The organism is Schaedlerella sp. (assembly GCF_056796775.1).
The window spans coordinates 20,359-33,861 of sequence record NZ_JBQIKP010000013.1; the positions used below are offsets into that span (position 1 = coordinate 20,359).

Consider the following 13,503-nt stretch of genomic DNA (forward strand, 5'->3'; position numbering starts at 1 on the left):
GAACATGTGGTACGGATTACTGCGTTTCCTGAATCTGCTGGATGATCTTACGACTTATTTTTCCATACAGCTGGGACGGTGCGTCCTGCTGTCTTTTCCGGTGCTGGCTTTGATCCTGATCCTGCGCAGGGGAGCGTTCATGAAAACTACATTTCTAAAGGGAATGGTGTGGGGAATATTTTCCGTAGTTCCGTTTTTGGGAAAGCTGAGTCTGTTTTATGACAGGCCATGGGTGCCGAGGCTGTACATGTGGTGGAACGATCTCTGTATGGTATGCCGGCCGGTCAGATATGGCTATATACTGGGGATCGCTGTCTGTGCAGGGTTGATGATCGGAAAGCGAAGAAGGCTCTGTACAATGATGCGGCATTTCGAGAGACGGTATATCTGCGGGCAGGAGGTCCTGGTCAGTGAGATGGCGGCTGTGCCGTTTGCGTCAGGGCTGTTTCATGCAAGGATCGTCGTTCCCAGGACCATGATCGAGGAATTCCGGGAAGAGGAGCTGGAGATGATCCTGCTCCATGAAAAAATGCATATCCGTCTGGGGCATCTGCGGTGTTTGTTCTTGGGAGATGTGCTGCGGATACTGCTTTGGCCGAATTTCTTCATAGGGAGGTGTATGAGGACGTTTCGGAAAGACCTGGAGGATATCTGCGATCAGGTGACGATACAGGAGAGCGGCGGGGATGCTTATGAATATGGAAGGCTGCTGATCAAATCAATGAAAGTCCTGCGGACGGAGGCATTTGAAGGAACGGCTGCGTTTGCGGGGGAAAAAGAATACCGGGATATCCGGCAGAGGATACAGAGGATCACGGAATATGAACCCTATGACAGACGGCGGATACGGGCTTTTTGCGCATGCGGACTGGCAGTGCTGGCGGGAATATTTTTGACGGTCCGCAATCATTCACTGCCCCGCTATGTGAAGCTTACGGATATGGTGCTGGAGAATGACGCGGGGGAATTCTGGATCTTGAAGGACAGCGGGATTTTGAGAAAGGCGGTTTCGGCGGATGACGAGAGGGTGATGATCGACAGGGCGGCTATGGATCTGATTCTGGAGGAATATGAAATTGAAGAAAGGGAATTTTCGATTCTTTTCGGCGGTTATGAAAAGCTGCCGGGCTTTGGAGGAAATGGGAATCTTGTGTATGTGGATTATGCGGGACAGGAGGAGCGGCTGGAAATTCCGTATGAGAACAGTGACGCATATATTACGGTAATGATTTTAAAGTGGATCTGAATGTGGAGATTTTGTGGGTTGAGATTGGAATGAATGGAGGACGGAAATTTGGCTAATTTAATCACAGGCGGACTGAGCTTTGCGCTGATGTCGGCGGATTCCAGTGCAAAGGCGGCGTTAAAGCCGATGAATATAGTATCGAGGGAGCTGCGGAAGCGGAATCCGGATCTGGAGCTGGTCGAGCGGGCAAGCATGTACGGTGGGAATGAACTGGATCATGCGGGAGAGGCGCTGGCCAGGGCACGGGAGGAACTGGAGGAGTCTCAGAAGGCAGCTGTGCAGGAGAAAAAAGCGGAGATGGAGGCAAGGCTGGAAGAGAAGACGACGGAGAAGGCTGCGGAACGGGAAGCAGAGAAGGAAGCGGAGCGGGAGCAGGCTGCGGGAGACAATCTGCGGATCAGCGGAAATGGCGCCTCAGATAACGCTGCCTCCGGCGGGCATGACCAGGACAGGGAGGAAATCAGTGAAAAGGCGGCGCGGGCGGTTCAGGAGAGAGTACGGATGGGATTTGCCGCGGCAGAGGATTCTGGAGCGGAGGCTTCGACGGGGCAGAAAGGAGCGGCGGCTGAATTGGGATTGAAGATTTCGGCAAGAGAGAGGTATTCGGCGATGACGTTTCGGGATCAGGTTTCCAGGATGCGGATGGATCTAAGGGGATAGAGGGAATTCCTGTCCCCTGAATGAACATTGTATGCAATAACCATTTGAATTTTATAAAAACATGTCGCCGGAGAAGGCTTTTGCATGGAATTATCAGGAAAGAGGATCCTGTGAATGGTTTGACAAAAGGAGATTTGTATCCAGGACAGACAGATTTCTCTGTAGAGCATAAATCAGGAGAGAATCCCGTGTCCTTCTGGCATACAGGGCACCAGCATCTGCAAGGGCGAGGGCACGCTGAGTATCGTCAAGGGACAGGGAAAGAGCCAGGCAAAGAGCGATGACTTTATCGCGGCCTGGTTTTTTTGTACCGTTTAAAATCTGATAGCCATAGGTGCGGTGTATCTGGGAACGTTCCCACAGGCGGCTGGGGGAAAGGTTCTTTTCCTGCATTTTTGCGAGGAGGTATTCCGGAAAGGATATCTTTTGTTCCGAGCGGGACAGCTCTTCGGAAACGACCCGCAGGACGGATTCTGATCGAATCTCAGAAAGCATTTGTTCCAGCTCATGGGTTTTCTTTTGCGTGATCAACTTGAAACTCCCTTCTTGAAGAAATGATAAAAGTATCATATAATTTTTTTCAGGGAAATGCAACAGAATCGTTGCTAAGGAGGAGAGAATTTGGATCTGGAGAAAGGGTATGCGCTGTCTCAATATGAGGAATTGGGGAAACTGAATGGGAATGCGTCTGTCTGGATAGTAAGAAATTCTATCACGGGGAAGATTGCCGTGAAGAAGATAATGAGCGCCGAACAGAAGAAGATTTATGCTTTTTTGAAATCCCGTGGAAGTAAGTATACTCCGGAAATCTATGAATGTGCGGAGGACGGGGAGAAGCTGATTGTGATCGAGGAGTATTTTGAGGGCCGGAATCTGGAGGATATCTTGTATGAGGAAAGAATGAATGCAAAGGAAGCCTGCTGTATTGTGTCAGACTTATGCTGTGCCCTGGAACCGCTTCACATGGCGGAACCTGCGATCATATGCAGGGATCTGAAACCGGAAAATATTGTGATAACGCCGCAGAAGGATGTGAAGCTGATTGATTTTGATATTGCCAGGACCGTGAGTCACGGGAAAAGGCGGGATACGGTTGTGATGGGGACAAGAGGGTTTGCGGCGCCGGAGCAGTGGGGATATGCGCAAACGGATGGAAGGTCGGATATTTATGCTCTGGGAGTACTGCTGAATTATTGTATATTGCGGAAGCTTCCTTCGGAAGAAATGCTGGGTGGACTCCTGGGAAATGTGATAGAGAGATGTACCGCGTTAAGCCCGGATGATCGGTATCAGAATGTGGCTGAATTGAAGGCGGCCCTGGAAGAAATCTATTCGGCAGAGAAAAAGGGAGATGAGAAGGCGCGGAACGCTGTTGAGGGACATGGTATTTTGAGGGCACAATCGGCTGAATTGGAACGGGAGGCGGAAAAAACATCAGGGTGGCGCAGGTTTCTTCCGCCGGGCTTTCGAAGCGGAGAGGCCTGGAAAATGGTGGTTGCTGTTCTTGGATATTTGATGATACTAAACTTAAGCGTTGGGCTGGATTTGCAGCTTACCGGCGGAAGAGCTTTCATAGAAAAGAGCGTGCTACTGATAGCATATTTAACGGAAACAGGGATTGTGTTTAATTATATGGGATGTCAGAGATATGTTCCTTTTTTGAATACAGAGAACCGACTGCTGAAGGGTGTGATTTATATAGCTGTGGCAGGTATTCTGGTTGTGGTCGCTGCGATGCTGTGTACATTGTTGGAGATGCTGATCTGGGGCTAGTACAGCATTGCGTAATTAACGGTGAATTCTGCGCCTGCTATTTCTGCCAGCACTGCGTTGTCGTCAATCAACGATGCCACCGCATCTCCTCTTTCCTCCGCCTTGTCCTGACAAAAATATCAGGTACATTATTCACCATTATATACGCAACGCTGTACTAGTACTCCATCCGGCCAGAAACCGAACTCTTGAATTGCCTGGTTCGCACAATTGCTGACCTATCATCCTTACGTCCAATATGGATTAAAAAAATGTATGCCGGCAGCATACCACAAAAACAGAATAAGGGGGCATAATAGAGAAGCATAAGATTGAATCCTATGCTTCTTTTTGATTCAGATATTCTTTCAGGATGAGATTGATATACTGTGAGAAAGAACGGTCATCGTTTTCCGCAAGCTGTTTGATCTTTTCAATAATATCAGAATCAAGAGTGATACTGACTTTGCTTTTAAGTGGTTTCATATGTGGCTCCTTTTAGATTTTATTTGTAAAATAGTAAATTAGCGTGATTCTCAATCAGGGGGATTGTGTAACTCTTTATGATAATTTGTAATAATAAATATATACGATAAAATATTGACATATACGCATATATACGATAAAGTAGTATAAAGTAGGATGAAATGGAGGGGAAAGGATTGAAAAAGAGAAGAAATTTGATGATCACAGTATTGATGATGGCTGTTTTGACAGCATGCGGCAGTGATGGAGGAATAAGCCAGAAAGAACCTATAAGACAAGAAATAAAAAATAACACAGAAGAGAATCAAGAGGATATCCTAACTGATGAAATGGAGACAGAGGAGAATGAGGGCAGTGAGACGCAGGTAGGGCAGATTAATCTTGATAATTCGGAGGGAAGCCTGATTTATGTAAGACATGAAATTGTGAAGGATTATAACGGCGCTGATGCTGTAAGAATTTATTTTACATATACAAATAAATCAGAAGAAACAAAAACAGCACAATCAACATTTTATCCTCAAGTATTTCAAAATGGCGTAGAATGTGATAGGACATTTGGTGATTTTATGGAAACGAATGAAGCAGAAGAAAATCTTTCTAAGGAATTAATGAAGGACGCATCACTGGAAATTGCGTTTATGTATGGACTTCAGGATTTGAGTAATCCGGTCATATTGAAAGTGTCAGATCACTCACTGGACAATATATGGGATGGAATATACCAGGAACAGGAACTGGCGTTGCAGTAGTATGGAAATAAAATATAACAATACAGTAGGAGAAAACAAAATGAAAACAGCTAAATTAGTAACGGGTATCTTATCAATTATTTTATTTGTATTCGTAACCTTTCAATCATGTGCCGCAGGAGTGGGAAATGCTTTGTCAGCAAATGGAGAGGTCAGTGGAACTGCGGGAGTTATGGTTGCGGTATGCTTGCTGTCAGGCGGTATCGTTTCAATTGCAACGAGGAATCAGGATAAGAACGGCGGAAATATTGCATGTACAATTTTATATGTGATCGGCGCATTGTTAGGATTGACCATGGCTGGCAGTTACAGCGATTTAAGGATATGGGGCGTGTATTCCGGAATCTGTGGAATCATGCATCTGGCTTCTATGGGACATAAAAATAATCCGAAAAGTAAAAAGAAAAAATAAAATTTGCGGAAAAGCGAACTTGGATCTGGAGAAAGGGTATGTACTATTAAATTATAAATTGGAGTAATGCGGCGAGAATGTTAATATTTGGTCTATAAGCGATTTTGTGATATACTTAAAATGTATTATGGCGTGTAGAGAAAACAGGCAATCTATGGAAGAGGATGCAAATTGATGAATGGCAAAACTACGAAAAAAAGTGCTGCTAAGACATCGAAGCAGCGAAAGAAAGGTACATCTGGTAAGAAACAAAATAATCTGGCTTCTATGAAGAAGGAAAAAGAGCGTTGGTATCAAAAAACGGGCTGGATTATATTTTGCTTAGTTGTATTTTTTCCTGTTGGCATTGTTTTGACATGGAGAAATAAAAAGTGGAATGGAATTGTTAAAACTTTGCTTACCGGATTGTTTGGCTTTTGGATTTTAAGAATGATAAAATAATATTTACATCATCTGAAGATGGTGAATTTGACATTTGCGTAAAGTATTCGGACGTTACGAGCAATACGGTTACGTTAAAATTTGAAGATAAAGAAGCGATTGAACAGGCGCGGATTGCAGCCGAGCAGGCACGTATCGCGCAATAACAGAATCAGCAGGCGGCTCCAGTAGAGGGAATGGTATGGTTATCAGCAACAGGAAGTAAATATCACAATAAACCGAATTGCGGAAATATGAATCCCAATAATGCGCGCCAGGTGCCTTTATCAGAAGCACAGAGGAACTATGATCCATTTAAAAATTGTTACAGATAATATTTATAGAGGATTTACCGGTAAGAAAAAAGTCGCAATCTAAATGGTGGGGATTGCGACTTTTTATCTGCATTTTTAATCGGTATGCCTGTGTGAAAATAAAACCTTATGATGGCACAGGAATGTGATATTGCGTCAGCAGTTCTCTCGTTCGGGCGAGTTCCGTATTTTTATCAGCGATAACAGCATCCCTCTCAGCGAGGTCAGCAATCAGAGCATCATTCTCAGTACGCAGGCGTTTTTGGAGTACGCTGGGTAGTTCGATCAATGGCTTTGTCATAAGGTCTGCCTCCTTCCACATATGACAAACCCGTCATTCTTTTTATCCTTAAAAGCGGTATACTGCATGGCGAAATGAAGATCATATGCGATCATGCGGATGACCATATCCTGATCGTTGTGCATCTGACATTCAAGATGGTAAAAATCAACACCATTGACAAGAAGTGAGATATCAGACATCCGGGAGCTGGGCGGCGCGTCCGGGCTTTCCTGATAAGTGGAGGACTCTGTGGCAAGCAGGGTGATCGGGGTTCCTTTCTTTTGTAATACAAGTGAATGGGCTGCAATTGCTATGAAATATGGCGAGTTGCCAGAACTGCCGAACCGTCAGAATGACATTGTCCGATTTGTTTTCACACCACAGGTATAGCAGACAAAATGGAAAAAGTAAATGTATTTTTATAAACCTTGACAAAAGGTGTCAGGATATGTGTGTTAAAGTAAATACGATAGCATACAGCTATACATAAACTTTAAACACATTAGAAAGAGGTAAAGAAAATGAACGACATGAATGAAAGAAATCAGAAATTTTGTCAGTGCTGCGGTATGCCCATGGGAGATACGGATGAGCTGTACGGAACAAATGCCGACGGCAGCGGAAATGAGGAATATTGTAAGTATTGTTTTGAAAAGGGTGAGTTTACGTTTCATGGTACGATGGAAGAAATGATTGAGGCATGTGTACCGAATATGGCTGCGGCCAACCCTGATATGAGTGAAGAAGAAGCAAGAAAAGCCATGCTTGAGTGGTTCCCGACACTGAAACGCTGGAAAAACTGATCACTTCCGCATACGGTATGCCGAAACAGGAAATCGAAATGGTTTCCTGTTTTTTTAGTCTTTTTTTGTAAAATGCACTTGACAATTAGTGTAAAGTGAACTATACTATATGAGTAAAGTCAACTTGACAATTTTTTGGATGCATGATTTCCGAAAAATCTGGAGGGGGGGGCGAAGTGAAGAACAGGATCCAGGAACTGAGGAAAGAGTGGCGCATTACCCAGAGTGAGCTTGCGGATACGGTGGATGTGACGCGGCAGACGATCATCTCTCTGGAAAACGGGAGGTACAAGGCATCATTGGTTCTTGCGCATAAGATCGCGCAGTACTTTGGGATGGGAATTGAAGATGTGTTTATATTTGACTTGGAGGAGGAAAACGTATGTTGTTCAAATCATCAATATGGGAACCCGTGAATACAGATGAAGAATACAGGGAAACTTTAAAAAGAAGAAAAAAATTTATCCCGGTGCTGATGCTTGGGGGAGCCGCATCCATAGCCGTGTCGCTTATTCTCATGCAGTCAGGGGAGGAGAAGGAGTTTCTGGCCGGGTTGTATATGGGGATTGGATGCGGAATCCTGGGGGCAGGCGCCGTATGGTTTCTGCGGATCAGAAGTCTCCTGAAGGATGAGAAGAAGCTTCGGATGAAGCGGCTGCAGGAATATGACGAGCGGAATGTCCAGCTGAACCTGAAAGCGCACAATACGGCAGGGGTAATTCTGATCTTTACAGGATATGTGATCATGCTTGTTGCCGGATTTTTCAGTATGGAAGTCTTCTGGACGGTATGGGCGCTGGTCATGCTGTATTTCGCCCTGTTCATCACTGGAAGAATAATTTATGGCAAGGTGATGTAACCATTTGGAACAGCAGGAATGTACAAAAGCTGCATTGCGGCGGATCATCTGCGAAGCAGACGTGTCTGTGCCGCGCTGTTCTGAATCGTAACATACAACAGTAATAAGTAAAAGGAAGGTGATTTCATGATTGAGATCAATAATCTGACAAAGATCTACAAGCTGAATAAGAAGCAGATGAAGGAATCCAAGACGACCAATCCCCTGAAAACAGCGGTGGACGACTTAAGCCTCCGGGCGGTGCCGGGGGAGATCTACGGGCTGCTGGGGCCTAACGGGGCGGGAAAGACGACCACGCTCCGATGCATTTCCACCATTATCCGTCCCACGAAGGGGGAGATCTATGTTGCCGGGCACGAGGTGCAGAAGGAGCCGGAGCAGGTACGGGAGAAAATCGGGTTTCTGACAGGTGACATCAAGCTGGATTCCCAGTTCTCCGTGGACTATATGTTTGATTTTTTCGGAAGGCTCCACCATGTGCCGGAGGAGAAGCTGAAGGCCAGGAAGGAAGAGCTGTTCGAGTATTTTGGGATCAAGGATTTTGCGCATAAAAAGATCAAGGAGCTGTCTACCGGAATGGGACAGAAGGCGTCCATCGCGGTATGCCTGGTCCATGACCCGGACATCGTGATCTTTGACGAGCCCACCAACGGGCTGGATGTGGTGACGGCGCGAGGTGTGACGGATTACCTGAAAAAGCTGAGAAATGAGGGCAAGCTGGTGATCATCTCTACCCACATCATGTCTGAGGCGGAGAAGATCTGCGACCGGATCGGCGTCATTATCGACGGACAGAAGGTGGCCGAGGGAAGGCTGGAGGAGATTTTACAGGAGACCGGGGCGCAGGATCTGGAGGACGCGTTTTTTGAGCTTTACAGGGAGAGAAAGGGGGAGGCGTTATGATGGACGGAATCAGACAGATCTGCGGCAAGGAGCTGGCCCGCGTATTCAAGGACGGGAAAATGCTGTTTTCCGTATTTATCCTTCCGGTCGTGATCATGATCGTGGTGATGAGCCTTGTCAGCAATATGAGTCAGAAAGCAGAGCAGGATGTGGAGAAGCATGTGCCGGTGGTATATGTGGAAAATGCGCCTGTAGAGTTTGAGGGATTTCTGGGGCAGACCGGGATCGCATGTGAGGTTCGGGACGTGAAGGACCGGGAGAAGCTGAGGGATCAGATCCGCGGCGGAGAGGCGGATCTGTGGATTGAGTTTCCGGAGCATTTTGCGGAAGCGGTTGGAAATTACCAGAAAGGGGACGAAATCGTACAGGTGAAGACCTACTACAATCCGTCGGAGGAATATTCCAGGGCGGCATTTGATACCATCTCCACCGGGGCGCTGGAAATGTACCGGCAGACGCTGCTGGCAGAGCGGGTGGACGATATGCAGAAGCTGACGGTATTTACTGTAAATTCGGACAATCCGGATATGATCATCCAGGATGACCAGAAGGCCGGGGGAAAGGTACTGGGAACGATGCTGCCTTACTTCGTGACAATCCTTCTGTTTGCCGGGGCCATGGGAATCGGAACAGACATGGTTGCGGGAGAGAAGGAGCGAGGGACGATGGCAAGCCTTCTGGTATCCCCGATCAAGCGAAGCTCTATCGTGCTGGGAAAGGTATTTGCGCTGATGATTATTTCCGGGGCATCGTCGGTGGTGTATGTGGCGGCCATGGTGGTATTCATGCCCCAGATGCTGGGCGGGGCGTCCGGAGAAGATTTGGGCATCAGCCTGACGCTGAGCCCGCGGCAGATTGGAATGCTGGCACTCTTGCTGGTGGCCATCGCATTTTTATATTCGGCGATTATTGTACTGGTGTCTGTATTTGCAAAGACGGTCAAGGAGGCGAGCTCTTATGTGACGCCGATGTATATGCTGGTCCTGGTGCTGGGGATCATGACCATGTTTACAACAGACGCGCCCAAGAGCTGGTTCTATATGCTTCCGATCTATAATACATCCATCGCGCTGCAGGGAATCCTGACCCAGGAGGTCACCGCCGCGCAGTATGGGATGACACTCGGGGTGACGCTGGCGCTGGGAGCGGTGCTTGTGGGAGTGATCGCAAAGGCATTTGAAAGTGAAAAGATGATGGCGATATAAGAAAAAAGGGCCGCCGGGAAAACAGTCATTTCCCGACAGCCTTTTTTTCCTGCCGTTTCTGAACAGATTGCGCAGGATATTTACATACAGTTGTTTATATATCCAAAGCTGCTACAGATCCCGCACGAGCAATGCGGTATTCGTCTTATCGATCCGGTTGCGGATCTGCATCATCTGATAATCCAGGACATCAATGGAATCGGCGCAGACCTTGAGCTGCCGCTCGATCTCTTCTGTATTTTCCACATCCTTTTTGTATCGCAGCTTGTGCTCCAGGCTGGCCCAGAAATCCATGGCAATGGTCCGAAACTGCATTTCCACCTTTACGTATTCTTTCCCGATGGACAGAAAAATCGGGACATCCAGGATCAAATGCAGACTGCGGTAGCCGTTGGATTTTGGATCCTTGATGTAGTCCTTTTTCTGCACCAGGATGATGTCATTGGACTGAACCACCAGATCTGCCAGGCGGTAAATATCATCTGGAAAGGAACAGATCACACGGACACCGGCCACATCGGTGAGATATTCCCGAATGCTCTCCACCGTGATGGGATATCCTTTCCGGTCCAGCTTTTCATAAATGCTTTCCGGAGATTTCAGGCGGCTCTTGATGGACTCAAACGGATTCCGGTTGTACTCCTGAGCAAATTCTTCGTAAAGGACCTTGAGCTTTGCCTCGATCACCATGATGGCGCTGCGGTACTGCATCATCAGGTCGTTAAAGATCTTGGTATCTCTCAGCTGGCGGGTATGGAGCCGGATGATCTGGCGCTGTTCCTCCAGGGCTCTTGTCTGCTTGGCGATGGTCTGCGCCATTGCGTTTTTGCGGGTAAAGAGTTCTACGATATTGTCTACCCGCTTTTTTACAATGGAGCTGTTAAAGGGCTTGTGGATAAAATCCGAAACACCCATTTCAAAGCAATAGTTTTCAACCTCCACGGCCCTTTCGCTGCTTATGATCAGGACAGGGATGATGTTGATCCACTTCTGGTCGTTCATCCAGTTCAGGACCGCGTAGCCGTCCGTATTCGGCATCTGCAGATCTAAAAGAAGGGCCGCGATGCCGCCCCGGTATTCCTGCAGCTTTTGGATGGCCTGCGTACCGTCCTCCGCTGTCTCTACGATATAATCCTCCATCAGCATATCATGCAGTATCTCGCGGTTGATCTCCACGTCATCTGCGACAAGTATCCTATGCATCATGCCACCTCAATTTTATCTTGGGAACTGTAGAAAAATAATGGATACAGACAAGTCAGGATGTGTCCGTTATTTTTCCGCGGCTCCTCATGTACTCGCTCACTTATTGTACCATAAAATGGGGGCTGTTTCAATGTTACAATTGAAATGTAGTACGGGAAAACCACCGGCGAATTAACCCCCAGGGGGGCTTGTATTGCTGCTGTAATATGGTAATCTGATATAGTAAAATGTAACGTACCGGTTGTTTTTTTGCATGTGCGTGAATTGACTGTGAATAGGAACCGGTAAAATGGTCGAAAATGGGAGGGATTGCAATGCATATGGCAGATGCTCTGGCGGCTCCGGCGGTGGCAGGTACGATGTACGTCTGTTCTGCGGCGGCAGCGGCTTATTCAGTGAAAAAGGTACGCCTGGATGTAGATACAAAAAAGGTTCCGGTGATGGGGGTGATGGGGGCCTTCGTGTTCGCGGCCCAGATGATCAACTTTACGATTCCGGGAACGGGATCCAGCGGCCACTTGTGCGGAGGGATGCTTTTATCGGCACTGTTGGGCCCCTATGCGGGTTTTTTGACCATGATCGGGGTGCTCCTGATCCAGGGGCTGTTATTTGCCGACGGAGGGCTTCTTGTTTTGGGCTGTAATGTCTGGAATATGGCGTTTTACGGATGCTTTCTGGGAGCGCTTCTGATCTGGAAGCCGTTGATGAAGCACGGGATGTCCAGAGCAAAGATCGCGGCGGCCTCGATCCTGGGATGTGTACTGACTCTGCAGCTGGGGGCGTTCAGTGTGTGTCTGGAAACATGGGCCTCGGGGATCACGGAGCTGCCGTTTATAGTCTTTGTGGGGACGATGCAGCCGATCCATCTGGCAATCGGATTTGTGGAGGGGCTGATCACCGCGGCGGTGCTTATGTTTGTATATGGAGCAAGGCCGGAGCTGCTCTATGGCAGCTCGCCGGAGGAGGAAAACAGGGGAAGATTTTCCTTCAAAAAGACGGTCCTTATCCTGGCTGCTGCCGCAGTGCTGATCGGAGGGGGGCTGTCCCTGGCGGCTTCTTCCCATCCGGACGGACTGGAATGGTCCATTGAGAAACTGACCGGTTCGGCAGAATTGGAAGCGGAGGGCGGAATCTATGAGGCGTCCGGGGCAGTGCAGGAAGCTACATCGCTGCTGCCGGATTATGCATTCCAGGGGTCAGAGTCGGCACTGGGCACCACATTTTCCGGAATTGCGGGAGCGGCTGCGGTCTTAGGCGTCTGTGTGGGAGCATGCTATTTGTTTAAATTTTTCAGGAAATGTACGGAATCATAAGGAATATGCGGGTATGAACAGGATCAGCGGCGCAATTTGTGAAATACATCATATGGATATGCTGGCGTCAAGGGACCAGTGGGTGAACCGAATTCATCCTCTGGTCAAGCTTGTGCTGACGATCTTGTATATCTCGGCAGTGGTATCCTTCCATAAATATGATGTGGCAGGGACTGCCGGGATGGCTGTCTATCCGATGGCTCTGTTTCTTTTGGCGGAATTATCCTTTGCCGACAGCCTGAAACGGCTTCGGCTTGTGCTGCCGTTGGTCTGTTTTGTGGGGATTCTGAATCCATTTCTGGACCAAAATGCGGTGGTCATTGAGGGGATCCGGATCAGCGCGGGAGTGCTGTCCATGGTGACGCTGATCATGAAAGGGGTGTTCAGTGTGCTGGCATCCTATCTGCTGATCGCCACAACCTCTGTGGACCGGCTTTGCTATGCGCTCCGGCTGCTGCGTATTCCGAAGGCAGTGGCGACGCAGTTTATGCTGACCTACCGCTATATTACGGTGCTTCTGGAGGAAGTGGACCGCATCACCCAGGCGTATCTGCTGCGGGCACCCCACCAGAAGGGGATCCATTTTAAGGCATGGGGGCCCCTCGCGGGACAGCTCCTTCTGCGGAGCATGGACCGGGCGAATGAGGTTTATGATAGTATGCTGCTTCGGGGATATCGGGGAGACTATGCGTATCTGCGGGAGCGGACGGCGTTTCAGGGGAAGGACCTGGCATATCTGCTGTTCTGGGCCGCAGTGATCGCGCTGCTGCGGAGATGGCCGGTCGTTCTTCTGGCCGGGGAGCTGTTTTCCTGATCAGGTGGTTTTGAGAGCAGGCCGGGGCTGGTTTTCCGGACGGTAAGATTCCGGGAGCAGGCCGGGATGTTGTTT

General features: G+C 48.1%; 17 protein-coding genes. 13 read left to right on the plus strand and 4 right to left on the minus strand.

Features of this window, described 5'->3' with window-relative positions:
- The first annotated feature begins 4 nt into the window (after window positions 1-4).
- Together ACTOY7_RS08300 and ACTOY7_RS08305 are read left to right on the plus strand one after the other, a co-directional pair.
- Complete coding sequence (locus tag ACTOY7_RS08300; RefSeq protein ID WP_394683381.1) at window positions 5-1,246, plus strand: M56 family metallopeptidase; 1,242 nt, start codon at window positions 5-7, stop codon at window positions 1,244-1,246.
- A 48-nt stretch (window positions 1,247-1,294) separates the two neighbouring features.
- Window positions 1,295-1,906, plus strand: coding sequence for a hypothetical protein (locus tag ACTOY7_RS08305; protein WP_160282800.1), 612 nt, complete (start codon window positions 1,295-1,297; stop codon window positions 1,904-1,906).
- A gap of 93 nt (window positions 1,907-1,999) precedes the next feature.
- Here ACTOY7_RS08305 and ACTOY7_RS08310 read toward each other — a convergent pair whose 3' ends face one another.
- Window positions 2,000-2,437: an XRE family transcriptional regulator gene (locus ACTOY7_RS08310; RefSeq protein WP_300886261.1), complete on the minus strand. Its 438-nt coding sequence runs from the start codon at window positions 2,435-2,437 to the stop codon at window positions 2,000-2,002.
- 90 nt (window positions 2,438-2,527) lie between these two features.
- Between ACTOY7_RS08310 and ACTOY7_RS08315 the strand changes: the two genes are divergently transcribed.
- On the plus strand, window positions 2,528-3,679 hold the full coding sequence (locus ACTOY7_RS08315) for a serine/threonine protein kinase (RefSeq protein WP_300886260.1): 1,152 nt from the start codon (window positions 2,528-2,530) through the stop codon (window positions 3,677-3,679).
- Between the two features lie 318 nt (window positions 3,680-3,997).
- Here the strand turns inward: ACTOY7_RS08315 and ACTOY7_RS08320 are convergent, their stop codons facing one another.
- Window positions 3,998-4,144 (minus strand): DUF6364 family protein, encoded by a 147-nt coding sequence (locus tag ACTOY7_RS08320; RefSeq protein ID WP_300885764.1) that lies wholly within the window; start codon window positions 4,142-4,144, stop codon window positions 3,998-4,000.
- A 176-nt stretch (window positions 4,145-4,320) separates the two neighbouring features.
- Between ACTOY7_RS08320 and ACTOY7_RS08325 the strand changes: the two genes are divergently transcribed.
- The 3 genes from ACTOY7_RS08325 (at window position 4,321) to ACTOY7_RS08335 (ending at window position 5,749) form a co-directional block, all read left to right on the plus strand.
- Complete coding sequence (locus ACTOY7_RS08325; RefSeq protein WP_300885765.1) at window positions 4,321-4,896, plus strand: DUF5067 domain-containing protein; 576 nt, start codon at window positions 4,321-4,323, stop codon at window positions 4,894-4,896.
- Window positions 4,897-4,936: 40 nt separating this feature from the next.
- Window positions 4,937-5,308: a hypothetical protein gene (locus ACTOY7_RS08330; RefSeq protein ID WP_300885766.1), complete on the plus strand. Its 372-nt coding sequence runs from the start codon at window positions 4,937-4,939 to the stop codon at window positions 5,306-5,308.
- A 174-nt stretch (window positions 5,309-5,482) separates the two neighbouring features.
- Window positions 5,483-5,749, plus strand: a complete 267-nt coding sequence (locus ACTOY7_RS08335) for a hypothetical protein (RefSeq protein WP_300885767.1) — start codon at window positions 5,483-5,485, stop codon at window positions 5,747-5,749.
- A gap of 420 nt (window positions 5,750-6,169) precedes the next feature.
- Here ACTOY7_RS08335 and ACTOY7_RS08340 read toward each other — a convergent pair whose 3' ends face one another.
- Entirely contained in the window at window positions 6,170-6,343 is a 174-nt protein-coding gene (locus tag ACTOY7_RS08340) for a hypothetical protein (RefSeq protein WP_300885768.1), read from the minus strand.
- A 512-nt stretch (window positions 6,344-6,855) separates the two neighbouring features.
- Here ACTOY7_RS08340 and ACTOY7_RS08345 point away from each other — a divergent pair.
- The 5 genes from ACTOY7_RS08345 (at window position 6,856) to ACTOY7_RS08365 (ending at window position 10,095) form a co-directional block, all read left to right on the plus strand.
- Complete coding sequence (locus ACTOY7_RS08345; protein WP_160282837.1) at window positions 6,856-7,128, plus strand: zinc ribbon domain-containing protein; 273 nt, start codon at window positions 6,856-6,858, stop codon at window positions 7,126-7,128.
- A 176-nt stretch (window positions 7,129-7,304) separates the two neighbouring features.
- Window positions 7,305-7,544, plus strand: coding sequence for a helix-turn-helix transcriptional regulator (locus tag ACTOY7_RS08350; RefSeq protein WP_160282798.1), 240 nt, complete (start codon window positions 7,305-7,307; stop codon window positions 7,542-7,544).
- A complete protein-coding gene (locus ACTOY7_RS08355; RefSeq protein ID WP_160282797.1) occupies window positions 7,511-7,987 on the plus strand; it encodes a hypothetical protein in 477 nt (158 codons plus the stop codon). The genes ACTOY7_RS08350 and ACTOY7_RS08355 overlap by 34 nt, the downstream gene beginning before the upstream one ends.
- A gap of 126 nt (window positions 7,988-8,113) precedes the next feature.
- Window positions 8,114-8,890 carry an ABC transporter ATP-binding protein gene (locus ACTOY7_RS08360; RefSeq protein ID WP_482672132.1) on the plus strand — a complete coding sequence of 259 codons (777 nt, stop codon included), beginning with the start codon at window positions 8,114-8,116 and terminating at the stop codon, window positions 8,888-8,890.
- The gene (locus ACTOY7_RS08365; RefSeq protein ID WP_160282836.1) at window positions 8,890-10,095 is read left to right on the plus strand and encodes an ABC transporter permease; all 1,206 of its coding nucleotides are present in this window, start codon (window positions 8,890-8,892) and stop codon (window positions 10,093-10,095) included. Before ACTOY7_RS08360 ends, ACTOY7_RS08365 begins: the two co-directional genes overlap by 1 nt.
- Window positions 10,096-10,206: 111 nt before the next feature.
- Here ACTOY7_RS08365 and ACTOY7_RS08370 read toward each other — a convergent pair whose 3' ends face one another.
- Complete coding sequence (locus tag ACTOY7_RS08370; protein WP_300826338.1) at window positions 10,207-11,301, minus strand: RelA/SpoT-related domain-containing protein; 1,095 nt, start codon at window positions 11,299-11,301, stop codon at window positions 10,207-10,209.
- Window positions 11,302-11,615: 314 nt separating this feature from the next.
- Between ACTOY7_RS08370 and ACTOY7_RS08375 the strand changes: the two genes are divergently transcribed.
- Entirely contained in the window at window positions 11,616-12,614 is a 999-nt protein-coding gene (locus tag ACTOY7_RS08375; RefSeq protein ID WP_482672133.1) for an energy-coupling factor ABC transporter permease, read from the plus strand.
- 13 nt (window positions 12,615-12,627) lie between these two features.
- Window positions 12,628-13,428 carry a cobalt ECF transporter T component CbiQ gene (gene cbiQ / locus ACTOY7_RS08380; RefSeq protein ID WP_394683244.1) on the plus strand — a complete coding sequence of 267 codons (801 nt, stop codon included), beginning with the start codon at window positions 12,628-12,630 and terminating at the stop codon, window positions 13,426-13,428.
- Window positions 13,429-13,503: the final 75 nt, after the last annotated feature.

Bases quoted from the DNA above. Each gene is read 5' to 3' on its own strand.
- ACTOY7_RS08300 (WP_394683381.1), top strand. From the start codon at position 5: ATGTGGTACGGATTACTGCGTTTCCTGAATCTGCTGGATGATCTTACG.
- ACTOY7_RS08320 (WP_300885764.1), bottom strand. From the start codon at position 4,144: ATGAAACCACTTAAAAGCAAAGTCAGTATCACTCTTGATTCTGATATT.
- ACTOY7_RS08330 (WP_300885766.1), top strand. From the start codon at position 4,937: ATGAAAACAGCTAAATTAGTAACGGGTATCTTATCAATTATTTTATTT.
- ACTOY7_RS08335 (WP_300885767.1), top strand. From the start codon at position 5,483: ATGAATGGCAAAACTACGAAAAAAAGTGCTGCTAAGACATCGAAGCAG.
- ACTOY7_RS08340 (WP_300885768.1), bottom strand. From the start codon at position 6,343: ATGACAAAGCCATTGATCGAACTACCCAGCGTACTCCAAAAACGCCTG.
- ACTOY7_RS08345 (WP_160282837.1), top strand. From the start codon at position 6,856: ATGAATGAAAGAAATCAGAAATTTTGTCAGTGCTGCGGTATGCCCATG.
- ACTOY7_RS08355 (WP_160282797.1), top strand. From the start codon at position 7,511: ATGTTGTTCAAATCATCAATATGGGAACCCGTGAATACAGATGAAGAA.
- ACTOY7_RS08360 (WP_482672132.1), top strand. From the start codon at position 8,114: ATGATTGAGATCAATAATCTGACAAAGATCTACAAGCTGAATAAGAAG.
- ACTOY7_RS08365 (WP_160282836.1), top strand. From the start codon at position 8,890: ATGGACGGAATCAGACAGATCTGCGGCAAGGAGCTGGCCCGCGTATTC.
- ACTOY7_RS08370 (WP_300826338.1), bottom strand. From the start codon at position 11,301: ATGATGCATAGGATACTTGTCGCAGATGACGTGGAGATCAACCGCGAG.
- ACTOY7_RS08375 (WP_482672133.1), top strand. From the start codon at position 11,616: ATGCATATGGCAGATGCTCTGGCGGCTCCGGCGGTGGCAGGTACGATG.
- cbiQ (WP_394683244.1), top strand. From the start codon at position 12,628: ATGAACAGGATCAGCGGCGCAATTTGTGAAATACATCATATGGATATG.